The sequence below is a fragment of the Flavobacterium sp. F52 genome (assembly GCF_000278705.1).
GTDB classification, from domain to species: domain Bacteria; phylum Bacteroidota; class Bacteroidia; order Flavobacteriales; family Flavobacteriaceae; genus Flavobacterium; species Flavobacterium anhuiense.
Map to the genome: position 1 here is coordinate 1 of NZ_AKZQ01000027.1, position 21,777 is coordinate 21,777.

A 21,777-nucleotide genomic window follows, 5' to 3' on the forward strand; every position below is an offset into this window, starting at 1 on the left:
GTCTTCGCGGCTTTGCGAGAACAAACAAATGCTTAAAAAGGCACAGCCATAACTAAAACCCGAATTAGGATTTAGTTATAAATGCTTTGATAGATAAAAAGGAAGGTTTTTTGTGTAGAAAAAGCTATTTCAATATCAATATCAATATCAATACATTTCATTATATTCTTAAAATGAATAGAATAGCTGTTGAATGTTTTAAGATTTTGCAATCATAAAAACAACTAAATAGCCAAATTGCAAAACAATCAGAAACACAAAAAATACTAAAGTGTAAAAGGTGGGGCTCGAAGTGAGAAAAGAGCGCCCTTAAAAAATGCAAAATGCGGTTTGCTGTAAAAACTAATGTGTTTTACAACAGGATTATTCTTGAAAAACTGAAAAGCTTGAAATTCAAATGTGCCAACAGCGCTAAACTTAAAATCGCAAATTGAACATTTATGAAACGAATGCAGTTTGGCCTTGAATTGTGGCTTTTCTGAAACTGAAAATTCTATTTTCTCTTTCTGCGAATGAGTGTCCAAAATATGCTCATACGAATGGACAGCCGGAAAAAGTATTGCGAACAATACAATCAAAGGCATGAAGAGATTTATAAATTTAAGCTTCTTTTTCATTCGTTAAGATTACTTCTGATATTTTCAACCAGAATTAATGCAATAGTGTTGCAAATATAGAAATCTTATTTTTAAATGCAATGTTGTTGCGATAATTGTTTGTAAAAAATCAATGCTTTTGCTAATTTTAGCAAATCTTATATTCCTTAAAAATGAAAATTTTCTACAGCTTTCTTTGTTTTTTTATATTGATTTTCAATAGTTTTTCTCAGGTAAAAGAAAATGAATTATTAGAAAATGGTGTTTTAGAACAGCTGGCGAAATTTCGTAAAAAGCAGATTTCAGATCTTCAATACATTTTGTCTTTCGAAATTCCGAATCAGAAATCAGAAAATATAAATTCTAGTTTGATTGTAAATTTGAGTTTATCTGATTTAAGTCAGCCCTTAATTTTAGATTTTAAAGAGAAGACTTCCAACATAAAAACAGTTGAAGCAAACGGCAAAAAGCTTTCTATTATTCATGAAAACGGACATATTGTAATTCCAATTTCGGCTTTGGTTTTAGGAAAAAATAAAGTTTCCATTTCATTCATTGCGGGTAATTTATCTTTAAACAGAAATGACGATTTTTTATATACTTTGTTAGTTCCAGATCGCGCGAGTACTTTATTTCCTTGTTTGGATCAGCCCGATTTAAAAGCAACTTATAAATTGAGTCTTTCTGTTCCAAAAGACTGGTCAGTTTTGGCTGGAGCTGATGTTGTAGAAAAACTCGAAAAAGGAGATTTTACGGCTTATACATTTGGAGAATCAGATAAAATGAGTACATATTTGTTTTCTTTTGTTGCAGGAAAATTCAAAAGCGTGACACAGAAACCCGGTTTGGAAATGACGATGTTGTATCGTGAGAACAGTCCAGAGAAATTTCGCGTAAGTGCCGATACTATTTTTAATTTACATCAGCAATCTTTAGAGTTTTTAGAAAAATATACCAATTATAAATTTCCTTTTCAAAAACTGGATTTTGCTTCAATTCCCGTTTTTCAATATGGCGGAATGGAGCATGTTGGTGCGATTCAATATAGAGAATCGACTTTGTTTTTGGATAACAGTGCAACCGACAGTGAAAAATTAAACCGAGCCAAATTAATCGCGCACGAAACCTCACACATGTGGTTTGGGGATTTGGTTACGATGAAATGGTTCGATGATGTTTGGATGAAAGAGGTTTTTGCAAACTTCATGGCCGATAAAATCATGAATCCGATTTTTCCAAAAGTCAATCATAATCTGCAATTTTTTACCGCGCATTATCCTAGCGCTTACGCGGAAGATCGATCTTTAGGAACACATCCGATCAAACAGCATTTGGCTAATTTAAAAAATGCGGGTTCGTTGTACGGAGCTATTATTTACAACAAAGCACCAATCATGATGCGCCAATTAGAAGCTTCAATGGGGGCAGCAGCTTTTCAGAAAGGAATTCAAAAATATATTCAGAAATACGCCAATGACAACGCCGACTGGAATAATCTCGTAGAACTTCTAGATGCTGAAACGCCTTTGGATATGAAAAAATGGAGCGATGTCTGGGTAAATAAATCTGGAAGAGCCATCTTCACGGATAAAATTGAATATGATTCTAAAAACCGAATTAAAAGTTTTGAAATACAGCAACAAGCAGAAGATAAATCAGAGAATATCTGGCCTCAGGTTTTTCAGATTGGTTTAGTTTATGCTAAAGATGTAAAAGTTTTATCAGTTAATATTAATGATAAAAATACAGTTGTAAAAGAAGCTGAAGGACTCGAAAAACCGCTAGCTGTTATTTACAATTATAATGGTTTTGGATACGGCGTTTTTCCGCTTGACGGGAATAATTTAAATTATATTTCTTCTTTGAAAGATGAAATGGCGAGAGCTTCGAGTTATAGTAATCTTTATGAAAATGCTTTGATTGGAAATGTTTCGTCAGAAAAAGCTTTTGAATGCTTTTTAAAAGGAATTCAATCGGAAGAAAACGAGTTGGTTCTTCGAATTGCAACAGGAAATTTAAATACGATTTATTGGCGCTTTCTGACTGAAAAACAGCAAAATAAAGTTCAGAAACAGCTTGAAGGTGTTTTGAATGAACGTTTGCAAGCCAATTTATCTTCGAATATCAAAAAGACATTGTTCGGATTATTCAGTTCAATTGCCTATTCCAATTCTGCAAAAGCCAGTTTATATAAGGTTTGGAATAGAGAAATTTTGATTCCGAATTTGAGATTAAATGAAGACGATTATACCAATATGGCTATGAATCTGGCGATTTTCAAACATCCACTGGCTGATGGAATCTTGGAGAAAACAAGAACTTCATTTACAAATCCTGATAAACAAAAACGTTTTGAATTCTTGCTTCCTTCTTTATCGAAAGATGAGTCGGTTCGAAATGCTTTTATGGAATCTTTAAAAGACGATGCAAATCGTGAGAAAGAATCTTGGGTTTCTGTAGGTTTAGCCAATATAAATCATCCGCTTCGTCAGGAAAGTGCGCAAAAGTATATTAGATTTTCATTAGATTTGGTTGATGAAATTCAGCGTACGGGAGATATTTTCTTTCCGAAAGATTGGCTGGACAATACGATTGGGAAGTATTCTTCGAAATTTGCTTTTGATGAAGTACAGCTATTCTTAAAGGAAAACCCTAATTTTAGTCCGATCTTGAAACGCAAATTGTTTCAGGCGACAGATTTGCTTTATAAAGCACAAAACATAAAAAAAGAAACCGAATGAAAATTGAATCGGAAATAGAGAAAGTCTCCAGTTTTCAGCATCTTGAAATGCTGGCGAATCAGGTTGTGGAGGGTTTTATATCGGGAATGCACAAGAGTCCGTTTCATGGATTTTCGGCTGAGTTTGCCGAGCATAAAGTCTATAATGCAGGCGAAAGCACCAAACATATCGATTGGAAATTATTCGCCAAAACCGATCGTTTGTATACGAAACGTTTTGAGGAAGAAACCAATTTACGCTGTCATTTGATTGTAGATAATTCGTCATCAATGCATTATCCGGAATTGAAATCGAATCAGCCATTTTATGAAAAGAAGATTGGATTTGCCGTTTTGGCTTCGGCAGTTTTAATGAATATTTTAAAGAAACAGCGCGATGCCGTTGGTTTAAGCGTTTTCTCAGATAAATACGAATATTACGCTCCAGAAAAAGGAAGTGACCGTCATCATAGAATGCTTCTGAATAAACTGGAAGAATTATTGGTTCAACCAAAAGTCAAAAAAACAACCGATACGATTACATATTTGCATCAAATTGCGGAAAAAATGCATCGTCGTTCGATGATTATTTTGTTTACCGATATGTTTCATACAGAAGATGATGAGAAATTATTCAACGCATTGCAACATTTAAAACACAACAAACATAAAGTAGTTTTATTTCATGTGGTTGATAATGAAACCGAATTGAAGTTTGATTTTGATAATACGCCACGAAAATTCATCGATTTAGAATCGGGAGATGAGGTTTCTATTTTTGCTGATAACGTAAAAGAGCAATACGAAGAAAGGGTAGAGGCGTACTTTAAAAATTTGGCTTTAACCTGCGCAAAGAACCAAATTAAGTACGTTCCGGTAAATGTGGGCGACAATTTTGAAAAAATATTGACTACATATTTGGTTGAAAAACAAAACTTTGGATAATATTTTAAAAAATAATTTCATTTTTTTTATAAAAACGCTTGCAGAAATAAAATTCTGTTATATCTTTGCAACCGCAATAACGCAGAGGTTTGGTAGTTCAGTTGGTTAGAATACATGCCTGTCACGCATGGGGTCGCGGGTTCGAGTCCCGTCCAGACCGCAATATTGGGAGAAGCCTTTCTTAACAGAAAGGCTTTTTTGCCCAAAAACGGTATCTAAGATTAGTTGTGTTGTTTTGCTACGACTTTGTAACTCGTAGCTGGTTTAGTAGTTAGACCAATGAAAAGCTTTCCACTTTTGTGGATGGCTTTTTTGATTTAAGACACTTTTGGTTTTTTGTTTTTAACCGCAAAGAACGCTAAGATTTACGTAATCCCGATAGCTATCGGGAGCAAAGATATTTTTTAAAGAATGCAAAGTCGCAATGCTTAGAATTGATTAAGCTTTGCGATTTTTTTTGCTTGATTCTGATTTCAACGAACAGTTTGTCATTTCGACGAAGGAGAAATCTCCGCAAGTAATTCCACAAAGATTTTCCATCATATATTAAAACATAGCCCGTGGTTTCAACCACGAGCTATGTTTAAAAACGGGACAAATGATGCTACGTGAAAAACCTTTGCGTGCCTTGCGGTTAAGAAAAAGAAAGAAACTTCTTCTATTTTACTTTTAAAGTGAATTTTTAAAATATTGGAATTTAACCAATTAAAAATTTCTCAAATATTATTCGTAAAAACGCTTGCAGAAACGAAATTCTGTTGTATTTTTGCACTCGCAATAACGCAGGGTTTGGTAGTTCAGTTGGTTAGAATACATGCCTGTCACGCATGGGGTCGCGGGTTCGAGTCCCGTCCAGACCGCCTAAGTTGTTAAAAGCCTTTCTTCACGGAAAGGCTTTTTTGTTTTTAAATTTTACCGCAATCCCGATAGTTATCGGGAGCTAAGATTTTACGCAAAGTTCGCAAAGGTTTTATTTAATCTTTGCGAACTTTGTGCTTTTACCTTGTGTGCTTTGCGGTTAAATTTCTTCCTATCTTTATATTATGGAACATTCCGGTCAAAAACTCGATAAATACTACATCAAAAAAGTAGATGCTGATAAAAAGAGCATTTACTGCCACCACGATTTGATGGGTGAATTGTTTATTCCGCCACACAGACATAATAAAGCACAATTACTTTACGCTGAAGGCGATGTTGTTTTTGTAACTACAGAAACCAAAACTTATTTTTTGCCAGCAAGACATTTTATATGGATTCCGAGTGGTGTGGAGCATAGTATCGAGCCGAAATCGGAAAGCGTTACGATGCGAAATCTGTATTTTCCTGTTGAAAAAGAAGAAGATGACTTTTATAAAATAGAAGGAATTTACCCAGTAAATAATCTGCTCCTTCAAATGATGCTTTTTACCAATCGATGGAATGGCGATCTTAAAAAAGGAACTCCAAATTTTACCATTGCCAAAGCGATAAAAGCGATTCTTCCGCAAATTTGCACTAATAATTTACCTTTAGAATTGCCACAACCGAAGGACAAACGTCTTGGAAAAATTCTGCGCCATATTGAAAACAATCTTGGAGAAACGATTCTGTTTGCCGATGTAGCTCATGAATTTGGCTTTAGCGAACGCTCTTTGTATCGTTTGTTTCAAAAAGATCTCAAAATGTCCTTTATTCAATATTATACCATTAGAAGAATCTTAAAAGCAATCGAACTTTTATTAGAAAGGAAACTTTCAGTAAAAGAGGTAGCCGAAGAAGTTGGTTACAATAGCGTTCCAACTTTCAGTAATACTTTCTTCAAGATTTTAGGTCAAAGACCTTCCGATTACTTAAACGGTGAAGAGATTTTAGAGCGAAAATAAAAATTTTGTTTCACGCAGATTCATTTAGATTTAAGCGGATTTGACAGATTTAGTTATTTCACGCTAAAAATTTTTCTCTCGCAGATTTCGCAGATTTAGAGATTTTTTTTAAAATTCTTTAACAATCTGCACAATCTGTGGAATCTGCGAGAATAAAAAGAAAAATCTGCGAGCATCTGCTAAAATCTGCGTGAAATATCACAATCCAAATCTATTTTGTAATAAATTGTTTTTCAGTGTTTTAATATAACGTTTTCGGAAAATAGAATATTAACGTTTGTCCGAAATGAATATGTTGTTGGCTTTTTAGAATTATCAGTCACGAGAAAAATGAAGGAACTTTGCAGCATCAAATATTAATGTATTTATGTTCCTTAAAACAACAAATTCTACAGACGATTGTTTTCCCAGAATACTGCTGTTAATCTTAATGATTTTAGCATTCAATGGCTTACAAGCGCAGGAAGTCCACACGGTTTCATTACAAGAAGCTTTGAAACTGGCCAAAGAAAATAACAAAAAAATCCTTAGATCTCAATTGGAGGTCACGCTCGCAGAGCAAAATATTAAAGAAAGAAAAGAACTTCGACTGCCAGACGTACAGTTAAATGGCATGTATTCTCGCATCACGAATATTACCGAATTCAAAGGAAGCGGGTTTTTGAAAGACAAAGAAGTTACGCCAGCAATTCCTGAAATTTATGAGGTAAATTCGACTTTTAAAATGCCAATTTATGCTGGAAATAAGATTAATAATGCCATCAAAATTGCGAATCAGGAAAACGAAATTGCTAAAATAAAAACCGAAAAGGCCGAAAATGATATCGAGCTTGAAGTGGTGGCAAACTATCTGGCGATTTATAAGATGATGGAACTTCAGAAAATATTCGTAGAAAACATCAAAGAAGAAAAAAGCCGACTGAAAGAAGTGCAATCGCTTCAAAAACATGGAACGGTTACGAAAAACGAAGTTATTCGTGCCGAATTACAGCTTTCAGATCGCGAATTGAATGCGTTAACTAACTCCAAAAACATTAAAATCGCACTTCACGATCTGAAAACGCTGATCCAGATTCCGGAAAACGAAGAAATTGCAATCGACACTACGTCAAGTCTTGATGAAATGAACGGTCTAGATCCGTATGATTTTTATATGACTAAGGCTTTGCAGAACGAAGAGATGCGTATTGCAAGCCAAGAATTAAACATCAGCAAAACGGAACTGAAATTGGTTAAAGGAAATTATCTGCCAAGTGTTCATTTCTTTGGAAACTACGGTTTTTATTATCCAAACTACAAATTCTTTCCGCCAAATCCGTATTTGTACACTTTGGGACAAGTGGGGATCGAAGCCACTTTTGACCTTTCGTCTTTGTATAAAAATAAGACCAAAATGGAGCAGGCCAATACCAAAATCAAATGGCAGGAAATGCAGAATGAAATTGTAAAAGAGGAAATTCAGGATAAGCTGTATAAAGAACACACGCAATATCAGGAAATCCTTGAAAAGTTTGTGGTCGTTGATAAAGCGTTGGATTTAGCAGAAGAAAATTACCGAATTGTAAAGCTGAAATACTTAAACCAATTGGTTTTAATTACCGAAATGGTCGATGCCGATAATGCTTTGCTTCAGGCGAAATACAACAAAATTTCTACGCGATTGGATGCGGTTTTAAAACATTATGAACTGCTTCATACGGCGGGAATAATGCCTCAGAGTTAGATGCTAGTGAAAAAGTAGGCTAAAGCCTTAAGAAGAAAGAGGCAAGAGAAAAGACTTGATAGACGAAAGAAGCAAGAGAAAAGACATTTTAGAAAAGAACTAAGTTAAAGAGAAAAGAAAGATATGGTTAAGATTAAAAATGAAACTAGAAGAAATAAAACGTTTCATATACTAATAACGATTATTGCGTGCACGCTGGTAATAAGCGGTGTTATTTTGGGAATTTGGTTTTATGTATTTAACCGAAATCACGAAGAAACGAATGATGCTCAGGTGGAGCAATATGTGACGCCAATTATGTCGAGAATTACAGGTTATGTGCAAGAGGTTCGTTTCAACGAAAATCAGTTTGTGCATAAAGGCGATACTTTGGTCGTAATTGATAACAGAGAATACCAATCGAAATTGAATGTGGCTCTTGCCGATGTTCAGAATGCGAAACAAAATAGCGTTGTGGCTGAGAAAAATGCCATAAATACAGCAAGCGCAACAGCGATTAACGAAGCGCAATTAGAAGCTGCAAAATCGAATCTTTGGAAAACCAAATTGGAATACGAAAGATACAAAGCTTTGGTAAGCGAAGAGGCAGCAACTTCTCAGCAATTAGAAAAAGTAAAAGCAGATTACGAGTCAGCACAGGCACATTTTCAGGAAATGAAAAATAGAATTCATTCATCGGCTTTAAGCACTTCTGTTGCTGAAGCCAATGTTCCGACAACACAAACGAATATTGCTGCAAAACAAGCCGTGGCTGATAATGCTGCTTTATTTCTTTCGTATACTATAATTACAGCGCCTTACGATGGTTGGGCTGGAAAAAGAACTTTACAGCCAGGACAATTGGTAAAAGAAGGACAATCTTTGCTTTCTATTGTAAGTAAAGAAAAATGGATTACGGCCAATTTTAAAGAAACGCAATTGCAATATTTAAAAGTTGGACAAGATGTTGAAATAAAAGCCGATGCTTTGAGCGATAAGACTTTTACAGGAACAATTGCGTCTTTATCGCCAGCGAGCGGGGCAAGATTTTCATTGCTTCCTCCAGATAATGCAACGGGTAACTTCGTAAAAATCGAACAAAGAATTCCGGTTAGAATTCAGTTGAAAGACAGCGACAAACAAACTGACTTTTTAAGAGCAGGAATGAATATTACTGTGATCGCAGCACACTAAAATGGAAGATAAAAGTATTTTTAAATCATGGGTTCCAAAATGGGCAATCATTACAATTTTGTTTGTTTGTCTCTTGCATTCCATGATTTTATTGGGAGTTTATACGTCAAACGTAACGTATGCGGCGAGTTTTCTGGACATCGAGCCCGAAGATTTGCAGTTTGCAATGTGTGTTACGTACGGAACTCTGCTGGCTACAATTTTGATAGAAAGCCGATTTTCGAGTTTTTTCCCTGCCAAAAATTACCTTATAGGAGTTTATTCCTTAATTGGAGTTACGATTGTGGCATCGGGTTATGTCGATAATTTTGCGGTTTTTCTATTGCTGAGAGTTGCCGAAGGAATCTTAATGGCGCTTCCTGCCGTCACCATCAGACAATTGCTTATTGAGCAGTTTGATTCTAAAAATGCCATTATAATTGGTTTTTCCTTTTATTATGGTTCTCTACTGTTGTCAACACCCTTTATTATGAATATTGCGGTTTGGTTTCTGGATCATTACGACTGGAAATACATGCTGTATGTTTCAGGCGGACTGCAGGTTTTAAATGTCTTTTTAATCTTGGTTACTTTTCGTGGGCACCGAACAACAAAGAAAATCCCGTTGTATCAAATCGACTGGATGAGCTATTTTTTGGTTTTAACAGCTATTCTTTGCGGTGCCTACTTTTTTGTGTATGCCGAGAAAAAATATTGGTTCGAATCTTCTCAAATGGTTTTAATGCTTATTACGGCACTTATTACGGGAGGTTTGTTCATCTTCAAAGAGCTTTTGGTTAAAAGGCCAACTTTTAATTTTGAAGTTTTTAAATATGCCAATCTGAGAATTGGGTTTTTATTGTTTTTCTTGTTTTACATCAGTAGAGCAACGCTGAGTCTTTGCCATTCGGCGATGTATTCGATTTGGAATTGGGATCCGTCCCGAGTTGCGGGCGTGCAATACATTAACGGACTCGGAAATGTAATCGGATTGATTTTGGCGGCTTATTTCCTCATGAAATCGGTTTCTACCAAAATCATTTTTCTGATTGGTTTTTCGCTGATTGCCTTATATCATTTTTGGTTTACGTTTCTTTTTGTGCCCGATGTGGCTTTATCAGATATTATTGTTCCGTACTTTTTGCAGGGTATCGGAGTGGGGTTTTTATTTGTTCCGTTAATTCTCTTTACCACATCTTCGGTTCCTGCAGATATGGCGGTTTCTTCGGGAATTGTCGGCGTTTCTGGACGTTTCTGGGGAAGCACGATTGGATTTTGCGTCATGCAGAATGCAACCGTATTTTTAAACAAAAAACACTTTTTAAAGCTTAGTCAATTTGTAACAGGCGAAAATCCCGAAGCACAGCAAAACATTGCAAACGCGACGCAGAGTTTTATTGCCAAAGGATATTCGGCAGACAATGCGAATGTTTTAGCCATGAAAAAGATTTTCGGAAGCATCACCAAACAATCGACTTTATTGGCAGATATGGAAATTTATACCATTGTAGATTACGGTTTATTGGTTTTGATTATTCTTATTGCGTGTAATCAGCATTTGAGACAGACTATGACTTTGGTGAAAAGCAAGATTTGGATTGGGTAAAAATTTTGTTTGCTTCGCCTGTTCGAGCATAGCTCTCGAGTCAGGTTTAAAGTTTAAAGTTTTTGCCAATCTTTGTCTATTATTCTTGCAAAGGCGCAGAGATTTTTTTACTCTCGCAGATTTGCTTCGCCAGTTCGCTATCGCTCGTGTGGCAGATTGAGCAGATTTGTTTTTTTAAATAAGGGAATAAATAATCCGCGTAATCTGCCAAATCTGCGAGAGACAAATCCTTTCAATCTTTTTAATCTGTGGCTAAATAAAAATGTAGCGATTCGTTTTAGCTATCAGAATTATATGTTTTTGGATTTACTAGAAAGTACTATTGCGCTTTTATTATTTCCTCTATTGTACGATTCTTTTTATCGTATAATAGGGTAAGATTTGTTTCGAACGCTGGATTAGTAATATTTATGTACCAGTCGATTTGGATTGCTTTGATATTTTCGCTCAATCTGGAGATAAATTGAAACCATCCCCAAGTCGATTCTGAAATAGTGAATTTGTTTAAATCATCAGTATAAACATCTATACAAATTTCGTCATACGTAAGTAAATCTATTTTGTAAGCTAGAACAGTTTCAATGTTATTCCATTCATAAGTATTAGAACTATTTTCGTCGGTAATTTTAAAGCCGTTTTCGCTGTATTCAAATATTCCTAGTTCATCTTGATTTTGCGAGGTTTGAGAAGAAAATATTTCTTGTGCTAGTTTTGAATTTGGAGAAACAAATATGTTTTTTGGATTTAAAAATCGGATAAGTAAAAAAAATCCGCCTCCTCCAAATAAGATTAATGGAAACCAAAAACGAAATGAATTGGTCTTTCCAGTCCATAAAACCATAAAAGTAAATGCGAAGCAAATAATAATCAAAAAGATTTGTTTTGTCTTGCTTTCCCAAATCACATTTTTCCCGTTGAATTTTCCGTTTTCCATAGATTATTTAATTCTGTATTAACGAAGTTATAAAAAATGACGCTGTAAAGATATTCTGAATTTTAAATTCGACAAAAACATAAATCATTGTATCTTGCAGCTGTTAAAAACAAATAAAAAATATGAGCCAGCAATGTGTAATTTTTGATATGGACGGCGTGATTTCACACACAAATCCGCATCATGTGATCGCTTTTGAAAAATTTTTCGATAAATATAATATTCCGTACACTCAGGAAGAATTTGAAGAACATATGTATGGAAAACACAATAGTTATATCATGACGCATTTCTTCAAACGTCCGATTGCGGGAGAAGAATTGATAAAACTGGAAGATGAAAAAGAAGGGATGTTCCGTGAGATTTACAAAGACAAAGTCGAAACGATTCCGCATTATATGGATTTTTTAAACGAATTAAAATCTCGTGGTTTCAAAACGGCTGTTGCCACATCGGCGCCTCGCGCGAACTTGGATTTAATTGCCAACTTCCTAAAACTCGGCGAAAAAATGGATTCGATGATGTCCAGCGAAGACGTTACGTTTCATAAACCAAATCCCGAAGTATATTTAAAATCGGCAGAACGTGTTGGAGTTTCTCCGTCAGATTGTGTGGTTTTCGAAGATTCTTTTTCGGGTATTACAGCAGGATTAAATGCCGGAATGAAAGTCGTAGGCGTTTTGAGTACGCATACAAAAGAACAGCTTCCGCCATGCGATTTTTATATTAATGATTATAGTGAAGTAAATGTGGATAAGATTTTAGAATTATTAGGGAAATAAATTCCAATTTTTTAAAATCCCAAATTCCAAGTGATACGAGACCTTTGTCAAAGTTTTAAACTTTGACAAAGGTTTTTTTTCATATTGTAACCAAAATCTTGTCATTTCGACGAAGGAGACTCGAGCGATAGCGAATAGGCGAAGCAAATCTCCGTAAGTAACTCCGCAACGAAAAGCCAATCTGTGTCGAATCCCGCGTGAGATTCCTCGTTCCTCGGAATGACAAACTAGATGTTTGAAATTGTAAACCTAATACTTCTCCTCCAAAAAAGCCATCCAGCCTTTTTCAAATTCCTCTTGCGTTACGTTCAATGTTTTTTCGATGTTGCCGAAAGACGCAATCAGTTTGGGTAGAATGTCTTTTCCCCATTTTTGAGTCATATATTCGATTATGGTGTAGCCAATGTTGTAAATCTGATTGCCGTGATTAAGATCTTCTAAAGTCAGGTTTTTGCTTTTGGCGTATTTTACGCTTAGCGAATTAACTTCTCCTGCTTCAAAAATACTGATCGATTCCCAGAGCCAGCGAGGATATTCGGCTTTGAACTTTTTATCAAATTCCTTATCAAAAGTCAGTCGGTCTTGGGTGATGATGGTGTCTTTTGCTTTATAGATTAATATGTTGAGCTGAACGCAATGTGTAAACTCATGCAAAGCCGTTTTGAGAGGATCGTCTGGAAAAATAGAATTAAACCAATTCGTCCATACAAAATGAAATTCGTTTGGACCACGACTTGTGCCTTTTGTATTTTCTGTTAAACCTGTCGCTTCATTAAACTTGAATTGCGAACCGTAAACAAAAACCTTTATCGCGTCGTGTTCTACATCTTTTAAATTTTCTCTTATATTAGAATAGTTTTCCTCAAGGTGTTTGCTGACTTTTTCAGCTTCACTTTTATAAATTCCGGTATAGGAAACGATAAAATGCTCCGATTTAAGAGTTTTGGTTTCGTGCTGAACAGTAAAACTTCGAATTGTTCTTGCAAAATAAAAGACAGCAATAATTGCTAAAAAAAGGACTAGTAATCTGTATTTTCTCATGTGTTCTAAATGTTTTTTGAAATTTAAAAACAAGCGAAATTTTGAGAATTAGGTTTTTGGTTTTTTAAAAGTAAGAATATTTAAATATTAAAGCGTAAAATAATTAAAGAAATTTCTGAATTTAAAATCTTTTATGGTTTTTAATCTCGCAATCCCGATAGCTATCGGGAGCAGAGTTTTTCGCATTTTTTGTCATTTCGACGAAAGGAGAAATCTTCGCAAGTAACTCCGCAAAGTTTTTTATGCATTGTAACCATAAAGTATTGTCATTTCGAGTCTCCTTCGTCGAAATGACAAACTAGACTTAAAAAGCAAATGAATTATATGAATTGCCTCCCGCTTTAGCTGGAGGTTTTTTTTATGTTTAAAAAGGAAGAGGCTTTAGCCTAAAACATTTCTATCTCATCCATCCCTCAATTTTATAATTTTTAGAAAATAATTTCCTTTCTTTTTCTCCATTATCAGGTTTAAACCAAACTTCAAATCTTGCGGCATATGGTTTTCCCCAATCTCCTTCGTAAATTGTGAAGTCGCCAACCGTACCAAATTTTTTTATGTCGTGAGAAGGATTGAAAACTTTAATAGAACTTCTTCTTTTTAATTGCTTAACAGATAGAGCTTCATTTTGGGTGATTTCAAAAGCTTTTAAATAAATGGTTCCTTTTTCGATTTGACCAATCCAAAAATCATATTCATAAAGTCCAGGTTGAAACGAATTGTAAAGCTGAAATTCTGTTTTTGTTACAACTTTATTTGTTATACTATCAGGTCTTTGCGATTCGAATTTTGCATAATAGTCAAGATCAACTGGATTATTAATCGGTATGTTTTTTGGAATTGTTAAATTGTCCGCCCAAGTATCAGGAGTGTTTTGTTCTATAAAAAATAGAATGATCATGTAAAATGAAAATGCAAGAATCGTTCCTCCTAATAAAAAGAATGTTCCTATGCTTTTGAGCCATTTCTTTTGAAGTAATTGATAAAAAGCTGAAATAAGTAGAACCAACAGTCCTAATCCAAATACTGAAAAACAAATGTTTTCAAAGATTGGGTTTTTTAAAAAATTAGAAGTGACTAAAAGAAAAATAGAAATTATCCAAAATAAAATTGGTCTTCGCCAATCATTAAAAAAGTCTAAAAAATATTTTTTTATACCCATCTTTTTTAATAAATGTTTCTATTTCAAAGGGAAGTCAAGCAATTCTTTAGGTTCAATATCTAAACCTTTTGCAATTTTTACGAGAGTTTTTATTGAAGTATTAATTTTAGCAGTTTCTATTCTTGCTATTTGAGATTTAGTCATGCCAGAATCATCAGCTAAATCTTGCTGCGATAAGTCTTTCTTTTCACGTAATTGTCTAATGTGAATGCCAAGATTTATAATATAATTTTCTTCTGAAATGTTCATATTTCAAAAGTGGAAAGATTTATTTCTCTTTTGATAGCATACATGCCTACAAATTATTATATTTGCCTCAAATAAAAAATAAGACAATGGCTACAAACGATCTTTCGAAAGAAACAGAAAAAAGACTCTTAGATTTTTTTAATAATGTTATTGATGCCAAAGATTTGGCAAAAGCGATACGGCAATTAAATTATGCAATTGCTTTAGTTGTTATGAGAGATGATGAAAGAGGATATGTCTATGCTCAAAAAGAAAACTTAGAAAAAGGTTTTTATTGGCTGAATGAATTAGCCGAAATTTTGCATCCTTATTTGGAGGTTGAATAAGAGAAAATAACGTTTTAAAAATATCTTCATTTCGACGAAAGGAGAAACCAAAAGCAAAACCGACAAAAAATTCCAGAGTGATTTCCGCAATTTTTTTCATAGTGTACAAACTGTTGGTGATGCTGAAAAGCTCCTTTCGTCAAGGTGATTTGATAAAGATGAATTAACGCACGGTTTGTCATTTCGAGGAACGAGAAATCTTCGCAAGTAACTCCGCAACGGAAATCCAATCTTTGTAGAGCTTTTTCTTTGTTTATGTATTTGTAACAATTTGTTTAATTGATGATTCGATTAAGTTTGGAGCTTTATAATCTGGAAAACTTTTCTGAATGTCTTCGTCTTTGCTTAAAGGTAATATTTGCACGCCTTTGTCGATAAGTTCTGCAACGGTTGATATAGATAATTTAAGTCTTTCTATTGTTTCAGGATCATTGTGATTGTACTCTTTGTTTGCTATGGATGTGGCCTCTGCGTCAAGTATATTTTTTAATTGAGTTTTTTGAGCCTCAACAAAAATCGAAATTGAATCATTTTTAAGTTCTAAAGTTTTTGCGTGTTGTTCAAATATATCGGCTTCAGCTTTTTTCTTTTTAATAACTGCCGCAGCCCAACAAATACCAGCTACTAATTTAACTGCTGCAATAGTTCCTAGTGATACATAAAAGATAATTGAGCCTTCATCAGCGCTAAGAATTGTAGCTTTACCTCCTATTGATTCATCTATTATAGGTATTTCAATAGCTTTTTTAAAGTCGCTTGCATATTTTTGAAGATTTTCAAAAGAATTTATTTCTGGAATTCTAATTGAAATTGTTTCAGTGTCATTAAAAAGTTTTGATGTTTCTGCAATTTCTTTAAAAGTCTCCAGCTTAATTCTTAAGTTTCTAATTAAGTTCTCAACCTCAGAGCTTTGAGAAGAATTTATCTTCTGAGTTTCAGAAGTTGACAAAAATAGCCAAGATTTTTTTAAATTATTGATCTCCTTATCTAAGTAAGGAACTTCTTCGACTAAATTTATTGATCGTCTTAAGGCACCAAGCTCGGTCGCTTGATACATAAAATCTTGATTACCGCTAATATAACTTGTTGTTAGTTTTAAATTTGAAAGTGCTTTTCCAATTGTATCGTGATATTCTATAAAATTCATTTATATATCATTTTGTTGAACATTGATTAAGGCAGCTTAACAATCAATTCGAAAAAATATCTTTAATTAATGTTAGTTCCCGGAATTTTCAAATATAGAAAACAAATCTTAATAAATTAGAAAGAAAAAATATAACAAACAAAAAAGCTTCTGAAAAATCTTCAGAAGCTTTTTTTTGTGCGGATAATAGGACTCGAACCTACACGCCTTGCGGCACCAGATCCTAAGTCTGGCACGTCTACCAATTTCGCCATATCCGCGGTAATTGTGGGTGCAAAGATAGGCATACTTTTGAATTATCAAAGCATTTTTTGAAAATTTTTTTTAATTCTCTTTTTTGTACTTTTGGGTTTCTATAAAAATAATTTAAATGGAAAATATTAAGTCCTACGTTCAACAACATAAAGATCGGTTTATCAACGAATTGATCGAATTATTAAAAATTCCGTCGGTTTCTGCCGACACTGCATATTCTCAAGATGTTATTGACACAGCAGAGGCTGTAAAAGAAAGTTTATCAAAAGCAGGGTGCGATTATGTTGAAACTTGCGACACTCCAGGTTACCCAATTATCTACGGAGAGAAAATTATAGATCCAAATCTTCCAACGGTTTTAGTTTACGGCCACTACGACGTACAACCGCCAGATCCATTAGAATTATGGACTTCACCACCTTTTGAACCGGTTATTAAAACTACAGATATTCACCCAGAAGGAGCGATCTTCGCGCGTGGAGCGTGTGACGACAAAGGTCAGATGTACATGCACGTAAAAGCGCTTGAGTTAATGGTGCAAAGCAATACGCTGCCTTGTAACGTAAAATTCATGATCGAAGGTGAAGAAGAAGTGGGTTCTGCAAGTTTGGCTTGGTTCGTAGAACGTAATCAGGAAAAACTGAAAAACGACGTTATCTTGATTTCAGATACAGGAATGATCTCTAATCAACAACCATCTATCACGACAGGTTTAAGAGGTTTGAGTTATGTTGAGGTAGAAGTTACAGGTCCGAACCGCGATTTGCATTCAGGTTTATACGGTGGAGCTGTGGCGAATCCAATTAATATTCTGGCAAAAATGATTGCTTCGCTTCACGACGAAAACAATCATATTACGATTCCAGGTTTCTACGATAAAGTAGAAGAATTATCTGCAGAAGAAAGAGCAGAAATGGCAAAAGCGCCTTTCAGCTTAGAAAAATATAAAAATGCTTTAAACATTGCTGATGTTTACGGCGAAAAAGGATATGTAACCAACGAAAGAAACTCTATCCGTCCGACTTTAGACGTAAACGGAATCTGGGGCGGTTATACTGGTGAAGGTGCTAAAACGGTTATTGCGAGCAAAGCTTTTGCTAAAATCTCGATGCGTTTGGTTCCAAATCAGGATTGGGAAGAGATTACAGAACTTTTCACAAAACATTTCACAAGTCTTGCTCCGGCTGGAGTTACAGTAAAAGTAACGCCTCACCACGGTGGTCAAGGTTATGTAACGCCAATTGATAGCATTGGTTATCAGGCAGCAAATAAAGCGTATACAGAAACGTTTGGAGTTCCTGCAATTCCGGTTCGTTCTGGCGGAAGTATTCCGATTGTGGCTTTGTTTGAAAAAGAATTAAAAAGTAAAACGATCTTAATGGGATTTGGTTTGGATAGCGATGCTATTCACTCGCCAAATGAGCATTTCGGAATCTTTAATTACTTGAAAGGTATTGAGACTATTCCGTTGTTTTACAAGTATTTTGTGGAGCTTTCTAAATAAGTTTTTTTAACCGCAAAGAGCGCAAAGGTTCTTTAAAAATAAGATTATAAAAGTTCGCAAAGCTTCATCTCGTAGCTTTGCGAACTTTGTGTTTTTATGTGCAAGCCTAAAATAAAATCCTTGCGTTCTTTGCGGTTAAATTATGCGCTGAGATTTTTCGACAGGATAATATCAGAACAATTTAAATTAACTAAACAATTATATTTGTCTGCAAAAGACAGAAATTACAGATATGAAAAAAATACTAAGTCAAGGTTTTATATTGATAATGATTTTGTTTAGCGCCAAAAGTATGGCTCAGGATCTTACATCACAAAAAAGCGATCAGTCAAATGATGATATTTTTGTTGCTGTTCATATCGAAGCTGATTACCCAGGCGGAATTTATAGATTTCGTGATTTTGTAAAAACCAATTTTAAGATTCCTAAAAAGGCTGTGAGAAAAAAAGTGAAGGGAGAAATTTCGATGCAGTTTGTAGTGGAAAAAGATGGCTCTTTGTCAGATATCAAGGTTTTGAAGAATCTGGGTTTTGGTTTAGATGAAGAAGCTTTGCGTGTTGTTCAGCTTTCGCCAAAATGGAAATATGCTTATTTAAATGGAAAAAAAGTTAAAAGTTTAAAAACCTTTTCAATTTATATTGATACAGAAAATGAAGAAAGTAAGCGCATTTATTTTGAAAAGAAGTAATATACATAGTAAGTAAGTTTAGAATCCGTTCAGAAATGAGCGGATTTTTTTTGTTTCTAATATTTTGAACTTTTTAAAATTCAAAAGAAAAACCTTTGTCACTTTGTCTCTCTGAACCTTTGTAACTAAAAAAGGAACTTTTTTCTTGCATATTTAAAATTTAACTCTACATTTGTAGAAACGAATCTATAATTGTAGAGCAATGGTGAATTTGAAAAATATCTTTTTAGTATTTCTTTTGGGTTCAATGCTTTTGAGCTGTAAAAGCAAACCGATCAATCAGAAAATTGACAAGAAAAAAGAAGGTGTTTGGATTGATAGTTATTCGCAAGATGGAACGAATTACAAATCGTATGAATATTATAAAAATGATCTTCCGGTTAAAAAATGGAAATCGTACATTAACGGAAAAATCTACAAAACAGAAAAATATAAAAACGGAATCTGTGTCGTAAAAAGTTATTACGAAAACGGAAAACTGGAATCGAAAGGAAAAACAAAATTAGAAACGAATTCGGTTGAAACGCATTGGTTTTATTTTGGAGAATGGAAGTTTTACTCGGACAAAGGAAAATTAAAGGAAATTAAGAATTACGATCGAGGACAATTGATTTCGGAACAAAATATTAAATAAACTAACCAACCTCTAAATCATGAAAAAAATAATCACGCTTTCCTTTATTATACTGCGCTGTCTTTTCATGCAAGCTCAAACATATAAAGAGTGGGTTCATAAAGCAGATTCTTGCTACACTGCAAAAAACTATGATTTGTCTGTTTCGTACTATGATAAAGCGTTTAAAATAGAACAGAAATCTTGGCCCGATTTATATAATGCTAGCTGTTCGGCTTCTATGGCAGGGCAGCATAAAAAAGCATTTAAATGGCTGAATCTCTCTATTGATAACGGATATGAGAATATGGCTCATATAAAAATTGATGAAGATTTAAAGCACCTGCATTCAGAAAAACAGTGGAATAAAACAATTGAAAAACTGCAAAAGAAATTGGATGTTATTGGCGCAAATTATGATAAGGCGCTAGAAAAACAACTTGCAGAAATTTATACCGAAGATCAGGAAATTCGTGGAGAGTTTATGAATGTTTACAGAGCTTCAAAACCTGATAAAAAGAAAATTGACAGCATTGGAAAGATTATGGAAAGAAAAGACAGTATCAACCTCATTAAGGTGATGAAAATACTGGATGAAAGAGGCTGGTTGGGAAAAAATGTGGTAGGAACACAGGGAAATCAGACTTTGTTTCTGGTTATTCAGCATGCCGATTTACAATATCAGCAAAAATATCTGCCTATGATGAGAGAGGCCGTTAAAAATGGCAATGCCAATCCAGGAAACCTAGCATATTTAGAAGATCGAGTAGCTTTGAGAGAGGGAAAAAAACAAATTTATGGCAGTCAGAGTTTGAAGAATAAAAAGACTGGTAAAATATGCATAGCGCCAATGATAGATCCGGATAATGTAGACAAAAGGCGTGCTGAGGTCGGACTTGGCACAATGGCCGAATATGCGACAAAATTGAATATTGAATGGAATTTGGAGGAATATAAAAAGGAATTGGCTGAAACAGAAAAACTTGAAAACACGAAACCATGATACAATTATCAAATGCAGAAGAACAGTTAATGGAACATTTATGGAAGCTTGAAAAAGCTTTTATGAAAGATTTACTAGAATCGTATCCAGAACCAAAACCGGCCACAACAACGGTTGCAACTTTATTGAAAAGGATGATTGACAAGAAGTTTGTGGCGTATAACGAATTTGGAAATTCGAGAGAGTATTATCCGCTGGTAAAGAAAACAGACTATTTTGCGAAACATGTAAAAGGACTAATTAGCAATTTCTTTAATAATTCGGCTTCGCAGTTTGCTTCGTTTTTTACGACCGAAACCAATTTATCGGCTTCAGAATTGGAAGATCTTAAAAAAATAATCGATTCAGAAATTCAAAAAAAGAAAAAATGATAACGTATCTTTTAAAATCGTCGATTGCTTTAGGTGTTTTTCTTGCCTTTTATCATTTGGTATTGGAGCGAGAAAAGATGCATCAGTTTAACAGATTTTTTTTGCTTTTTTCGATTACACTTTCATTAGTCATTCCATATATTTCATTTGAAATTGTTAAAGAAATTCCTTTAGATGTTACAAATCAAATTGCTATAAATCAACCCATCCATATAGAAACCGCGGTCGAAAAAACCGACTATAAATTGGTTTTTTTATGGAGTTTGTATGCATTTGTAACTTTAATATTGGCAATAAGATTTGGAAGAAACATTATAAATTTTAGATCTAAAATAAAATGTAATCCATCAGTTGATTTTAAGAATTCAAAATTGATTTTGGTAGAAGAAAAAATCCTTCCGCACACTTTTTTGAACTATATTTTTATCAATGCCGATGATTATAATAAGCAAAATATTGAAGCAGAGTTATACGCGCATGAATTGGTTCATGTTACACAAAAGCACACATTAGATATTTTGTTTGTGGAGTTTTTAAAGACCGTTTTTTGGTTTAACCCGATCTTTTTATTTTATAAAAAAGCGATACAGCTCAATCATGAATTTCTTGCCGATCAAGAAATTGTAACAATTTATAAGAATGTTCCATTTTATCAAAATTTACTTTTAGAAAAGAGTAGTGGAAATCAAACGATTTACTTGGCCAGTAATTTGAATTATTTAGTAACAAAAAAACGATTAATTATGATGAAAAAAACAACATCAAAAAATGTAGCGTTTCTAAAGAAAATTGCTGCCTTGCCTATTGCTGTTGGGTTAATGTTTCTCTTGTGCGTAGAAACAATAGCTCAAGAAATTAAAACTGATGTAAAAACAGAACAGAATGTTTCGTCTCTCGACAAATACTATTCAAAAACGGCTTTTGTTTTCAAAAACAAAAATAATGGCATTATTGTTAAAAAGAAATATTCTGAGCTGACAGAACAGGAGAAAAAAGTATTCCTCCTCAGCCATTTCTCGCGAAAAAATCTCCAGATTTAAAGGAATATGAAAGCTTTAAGAATAGCAATAATTATGCAGTTTGGATTGATGGCAAACAT

At 34.1% G+C, this 21,777-nt stretch carries 19 protein-coding genes and 3 tRNA genes; 16 read left to right on the top strand and 6 right to left on the bottom strand.

Annotated elements, in window-relative coordinates; translation table 11 throughout:
• The first annotated feature begins 769 nt into the window (after window positions 1-769).
• The 8 genes from FF52_RS13580 to FF52_RS13615 all read left to right on the top strand — a co-directional run bounded on the left by FF52_RS13580 (window position 770) and on the right by FF52_RS13615 (window position 10,606).
• Window positions 770-3,337 carry a M1 family metallopeptidase gene (locus FF52_RS13580; protein WP_008466317.1) on the top strand — a complete coding sequence of 856 codons (2,568 nt, stop codon included), beginning with the start codon at window positions 770-772 and terminating at the stop codon, window positions 3,335-3,337.
• Window positions 3,334-4,260: a DUF58 domain-containing protein gene (locus FF52_RS13585; RefSeq protein ID WP_008466319.1), complete on the top strand. Its 927-nt coding sequence runs from the start codon at window positions 3,334-3,336 to the stop codon at window positions 4,258-4,260. Before FF52_RS13580 ends, FF52_RS13585 begins: the two co-directional genes overlap by 4 nt.
• A gap of 86 nt (window positions 4,261-4,346) precedes the next feature.
• Window positions 4,347-4,420, top strand: a tRNA-Asp gene (locus tag FF52_RS13590).
• A 626-nt stretch (window positions 4,421-5,046) separates the two neighbouring features.
• Window positions 5,047-5,120, top strand: a tRNA-Asp gene (locus FF52_RS13595).
• A gap of 183 nt (window positions 5,121-5,303) precedes the next feature.
• On the top strand, window positions 5,304-6,125 hold the full coding sequence (locus tag FF52_RS13600; RefSeq protein WP_008466321.1) for an AraC family transcriptional regulator: 822 nt from the start codon (window positions 5,304-5,306) through the stop codon (window positions 6,123-6,125).
• Window positions 6,126-6,555: 430 nt separating this feature from the next.
• Window positions 6,556-7,848 carry a TolC family protein gene (locus FF52_RS13605; RefSeq protein WP_237718549.1) on the top strand — a complete coding sequence of 431 codons (1,293 nt, stop codon included), beginning with the start codon at window positions 6,556-6,558 and terminating at the stop codon, window positions 7,846-7,848.
• Between the two features lie 123 nt (window positions 7,849-7,971).
• Window positions 7,972-9,021, top strand: a complete 1,050-nt coding sequence (locus tag FF52_RS13610) for an HlyD family secretion protein (RefSeq protein WP_008466326.1) — start codon at window positions 7,972-7,974, stop codon at window positions 9,019-9,021.
• A 1-nt stretch (window position 9,022) separates the two neighbouring features.
• Window positions 9,023-10,606, top strand: coding sequence for an MFS transporter (locus tag FF52_RS13615; RefSeq protein WP_008466328.1), 1,584 nt, complete (start codon window positions 9,023-9,025; stop codon window positions 10,604-10,606).
• 319 nt (window positions 10,607-10,925) lie between these two features.
• Here FF52_RS13615 and FF52_RS13620 read toward each other — a convergent pair whose 3' ends face one another.
• Complete coding sequence (locus FF52_RS13620; protein WP_008466329.1) at window positions 10,926-11,540, bottom strand: hypothetical protein; 615 nt, start codon at window positions 11,538-11,540, stop codon at window positions 10,926-10,928.
• 122 nt (window positions 11,541-11,662) lie between these two features.
• Between FF52_RS13620 and FF52_RS13625 the strand changes: the two genes are divergently transcribed.
• Window positions 11,663-12,322 carry an HAD family hydrolase gene (locus tag FF52_RS13625; RefSeq protein ID WP_008466331.1) on the top strand — a complete coding sequence of 220 codons (660 nt, stop codon included), beginning with the start codon at window positions 11,663-11,665 and terminating at the stop codon, window positions 12,320-12,322.
• A 249-nt stretch (window positions 12,323-12,571) separates the two neighbouring features.
• On the opposite strand, the gene FF52_RS13630 is transcribed toward FF52_RS13625, so the two are convergent.
• The 3 genes from FF52_RS13630 to FF52_RS13640 all read right to left on the bottom strand — a co-directional run bounded on the left by FF52_RS13630 (window position 12,572) and on the right by FF52_RS13640 (window position 14,771).
• Complete coding sequence (locus FF52_RS13630; protein ID WP_008466333.1) at window positions 12,572-13,363, bottom strand: hypothetical protein; 792 nt, start codon at window positions 13,361-13,363, stop codon at window positions 12,572-12,574.
• Window positions 13,364-13,760: 397 nt separating this feature from the next.
• Window positions 13,761-14,522 (bottom strand): hypothetical protein, encoded by a 762-nt coding sequence (locus FF52_RS13635; RefSeq protein ID WP_008466336.1) that lies wholly within the window; start codon window positions 14,520-14,522, stop codon window positions 13,761-13,763.
• 18 nt (window positions 14,523-14,540) lie between these two features.
• Window positions 14,541-14,771: a helix-turn-helix domain-containing protein gene (locus FF52_RS13640; RefSeq protein WP_008466338.1), complete on the bottom strand. Its 231-nt coding sequence runs from the start codon at window positions 14,769-14,771 to the stop codon at window positions 14,541-14,543.
• A gap of 86 nt (window positions 14,772-14,857) precedes the next feature.
• Between FF52_RS13640 and FF52_RS13645 the strand changes: the two genes are divergently transcribed.
• Window positions 14,858-15,097 carry a hypothetical protein gene (locus tag FF52_RS13645; RefSeq protein ID WP_008466340.1) on the top strand — a complete coding sequence of 80 codons (240 nt, stop codon included), beginning with the start codon at window positions 14,858-14,860 and terminating at the stop codon, window positions 15,095-15,097.
• Between the two features lie 253 nt (window positions 15,098-15,350).
• Here the strand turns inward: FF52_RS13645 and FF52_RS13650 are convergent, their stop codons facing one another.
• Both FF52_RS13650 and FF52_RS13655 read right to left on the bottom strand, forming a co-directional pair.
• Window positions 15,351-16,244 (bottom strand): hypothetical protein, encoded by an 894-nt coding sequence (locus tag FF52_RS13650; protein ID WP_008466342.1) that lies wholly within the window; start codon window positions 16,242-16,244, stop codon window positions 15,351-15,353.
• 178 nt (window positions 16,245-16,422) lie between these two features.
• Window positions 16,423-16,504: transfer RNA gene (locus FF52_RS13655), tRNA-Leu, on the bottom strand.
• A 110-nt stretch (window positions 16,505-16,614) separates the two neighbouring features.
• Between FF52_RS13655 and FF52_RS13660 the strand changes: the two genes are divergently transcribed.
• The 6 genes from FF52_RS13660 to FF52_RS13685 all read left to right on the top strand — a co-directional run bounded on the left by FF52_RS13660 (window position 16,615) and on the right by FF52_RS13685 (window position 21,718).
• Window positions 16,615-18,003: a dipeptidase gene (locus tag FF52_RS13660; protein ID WP_008466344.1), complete on the top strand. Its 1,389-nt coding sequence runs from the start codon at window positions 16,615-16,617 to the stop codon at window positions 18,001-18,003.
• A 232-nt stretch (window positions 18,004-18,235) separates the two neighbouring features.
• A complete protein-coding gene (locus tag FF52_RS13665; protein WP_083847510.1) occupies window positions 18,236-18,691 on the top strand; it encodes an energy transducer TonB in 456 nt (151 codons plus the stop codon).
• 202 nt (window positions 18,692-18,893) lie between these two features.
• Entirely contained in the window at window positions 18,894-19,325 is a 432-nt protein-coding gene (locus FF52_RS13670; RefSeq protein ID WP_008466349.1) for a hypothetical protein, read from the top strand.
• Between the two features lie 19 nt (window positions 19,326-19,344).
• Window positions 19,345-20,307, top strand: a complete 963-nt coding sequence (locus FF52_RS13675) for a DUF6624 domain-containing protein (RefSeq protein WP_008466351.1) — start codon at window positions 19,345-19,347, stop codon at window positions 20,305-20,307.
• Complete coding sequence (locus tag FF52_RS13680; protein ID WP_008466353.1) at window positions 20,304-20,678, top strand: BlaI/MecI/CopY family transcriptional regulator; 375 nt, start codon at window positions 20,304-20,306, stop codon at window positions 20,676-20,678. The genes FF52_RS13675 and FF52_RS13680 overlap by 4 nt, the downstream gene beginning before the upstream one ends.
• Window positions 20,675-21,718 carry a M56 family metallopeptidase gene (locus tag FF52_RS13685; RefSeq protein WP_008466354.1) on the top strand — a complete coding sequence of 348 codons (1,044 nt, stop codon included), beginning with the start codon at window positions 20,675-20,677 and terminating at the stop codon, window positions 21,716-21,718. The genes FF52_RS13680 and FF52_RS13685 overlap by 4 nt, the downstream gene beginning before the upstream one ends.
• Window positions 21,719-21,777: the final 59 nt, after the last annotated feature.

What these genes read in the sequence shown, in the direction of transcription:
- FF52_RS13580 (WP_008466317.1), top strand. Translation starts at nt 770, where the DNA reads ATGAAAATTTTCTACAGCTTTCTTTGTTTTTTTATATTGATTTTCAAT.
- FF52_RS13585 (WP_008466319.1), top strand. Translation starts at nt 3,334, where the DNA reads ATGAAAATTGAATCGGAAATAGAGAAAGTCTCCAGTTTTCAGCATCTT.
- FF52_RS13600 (WP_008466321.1), top strand. Translation starts at nt 5,304, where the DNA reads ATGGAACATTCCGGTCAAAAACTCGATAAATACTACATCAAAAAAGTA.
- FF52_RS13605 (WP_237718549.1), top strand. Translation starts at nt 6,556, where the DNA reads ATGATTTTAGCATTCAATGGCTTACAAGCGCAGGAAGTCCACACGGTT.
- FF52_RS13610 (WP_008466326.1), top strand. Translation starts at nt 7,972, where the DNA reads ATGGTTAAGATTAAAAATGAAACTAGAAGAAATAAAACGTTTCATATA.
- FF52_RS13615 (WP_008466328.1), top strand. Translation starts at nt 9,023, where the DNA reads ATGGAAGATAAAAGTATTTTTAAATCATGGGTTCCAAAATGGGCAATC.
- FF52_RS13620 (WP_008466329.1), bottom strand. Translation starts at nt 11,540, where the DNA reads ATGGAAAACGGAAAATTCAACGGGAAAAATGTGATTTGGGAAAGCAAG.
- FF52_RS13625 (WP_008466331.1), top strand. Translation starts at nt 11,663, where the DNA reads ATGAGCCAGCAATGTGTAATTTTTGATATGGACGGCGTGATTTCACAC.
- FF52_RS13630 (WP_008466333.1), bottom strand. Translation starts at nt 13,363, where the DNA reads ATGAGAAAATACAGATTACTAGTCCTTTTTTTAGCAATTATTGCTGTC.
- FF52_RS13635 (WP_008466336.1), bottom strand. Translation starts at nt 14,522, where the DNA reads ATGGGTATAAAAAAATATTTTTTAGACTTTTTTAATGATTGGCGAAGA.
- FF52_RS13640 (WP_008466338.1), bottom strand. Translation starts at nt 14,771, where the DNA reads ATGAACATTTCAGAAGAAAATTATATTATAAATCTTGGCATTCACATT.
- FF52_RS13645 (WP_008466340.1), top strand. Translation starts at nt 14,858, where the DNA reads ATGGCTACAAACGATCTTTCGAAAGAAACAGAAAAAAGACTCTTAGAT.
- FF52_RS13650 (WP_008466342.1), bottom strand. Translation starts at nt 16,244, where the DNA reads ATGAATTTTATAGAATATCACGATACAATTGGAAAAGCACTTTCAAAT.
- FF52_RS13660 (WP_008466344.1), top strand. Translation starts at nt 16,615, where the DNA reads ATGGAAAATATTAAGTCCTACGTTCAACAACATAAAGATCGGTTTATC.
- FF52_RS13665 (WP_083847510.1), top strand. Translation starts at nt 18,236, where the DNA reads ATGAAAAAAATACTAAGTCAAGGTTTTATATTGATAATGATTTTGTTT.
- FF52_RS13670 (WP_008466349.1), top strand. Translation starts at nt 18,894, where the DNA reads ATGGTGAATTTGAAAAATATCTTTTTAGTATTTCTTTTGGGTTCAATG.
- FF52_RS13675 (WP_008466351.1), top strand. Translation starts at nt 19,345, where the DNA reads ATGAAAAAAATAATCACGCTTTCCTTTATTATACTGCGCTGTCTTTTC.
- FF52_RS13680 (WP_008466353.1), top strand. Translation starts at nt 20,304, where the DNA reads ATGATACAATTATCAAATGCAGAAGAACAGTTAATGGAACATTTATGG.
- FF52_RS13685 (WP_008466354.1), top strand. Translation starts at nt 20,675, where the DNA reads ATGATAACGTATCTTTTAAAATCGTCGATTGCTTTAGGTGTTTTTCTT.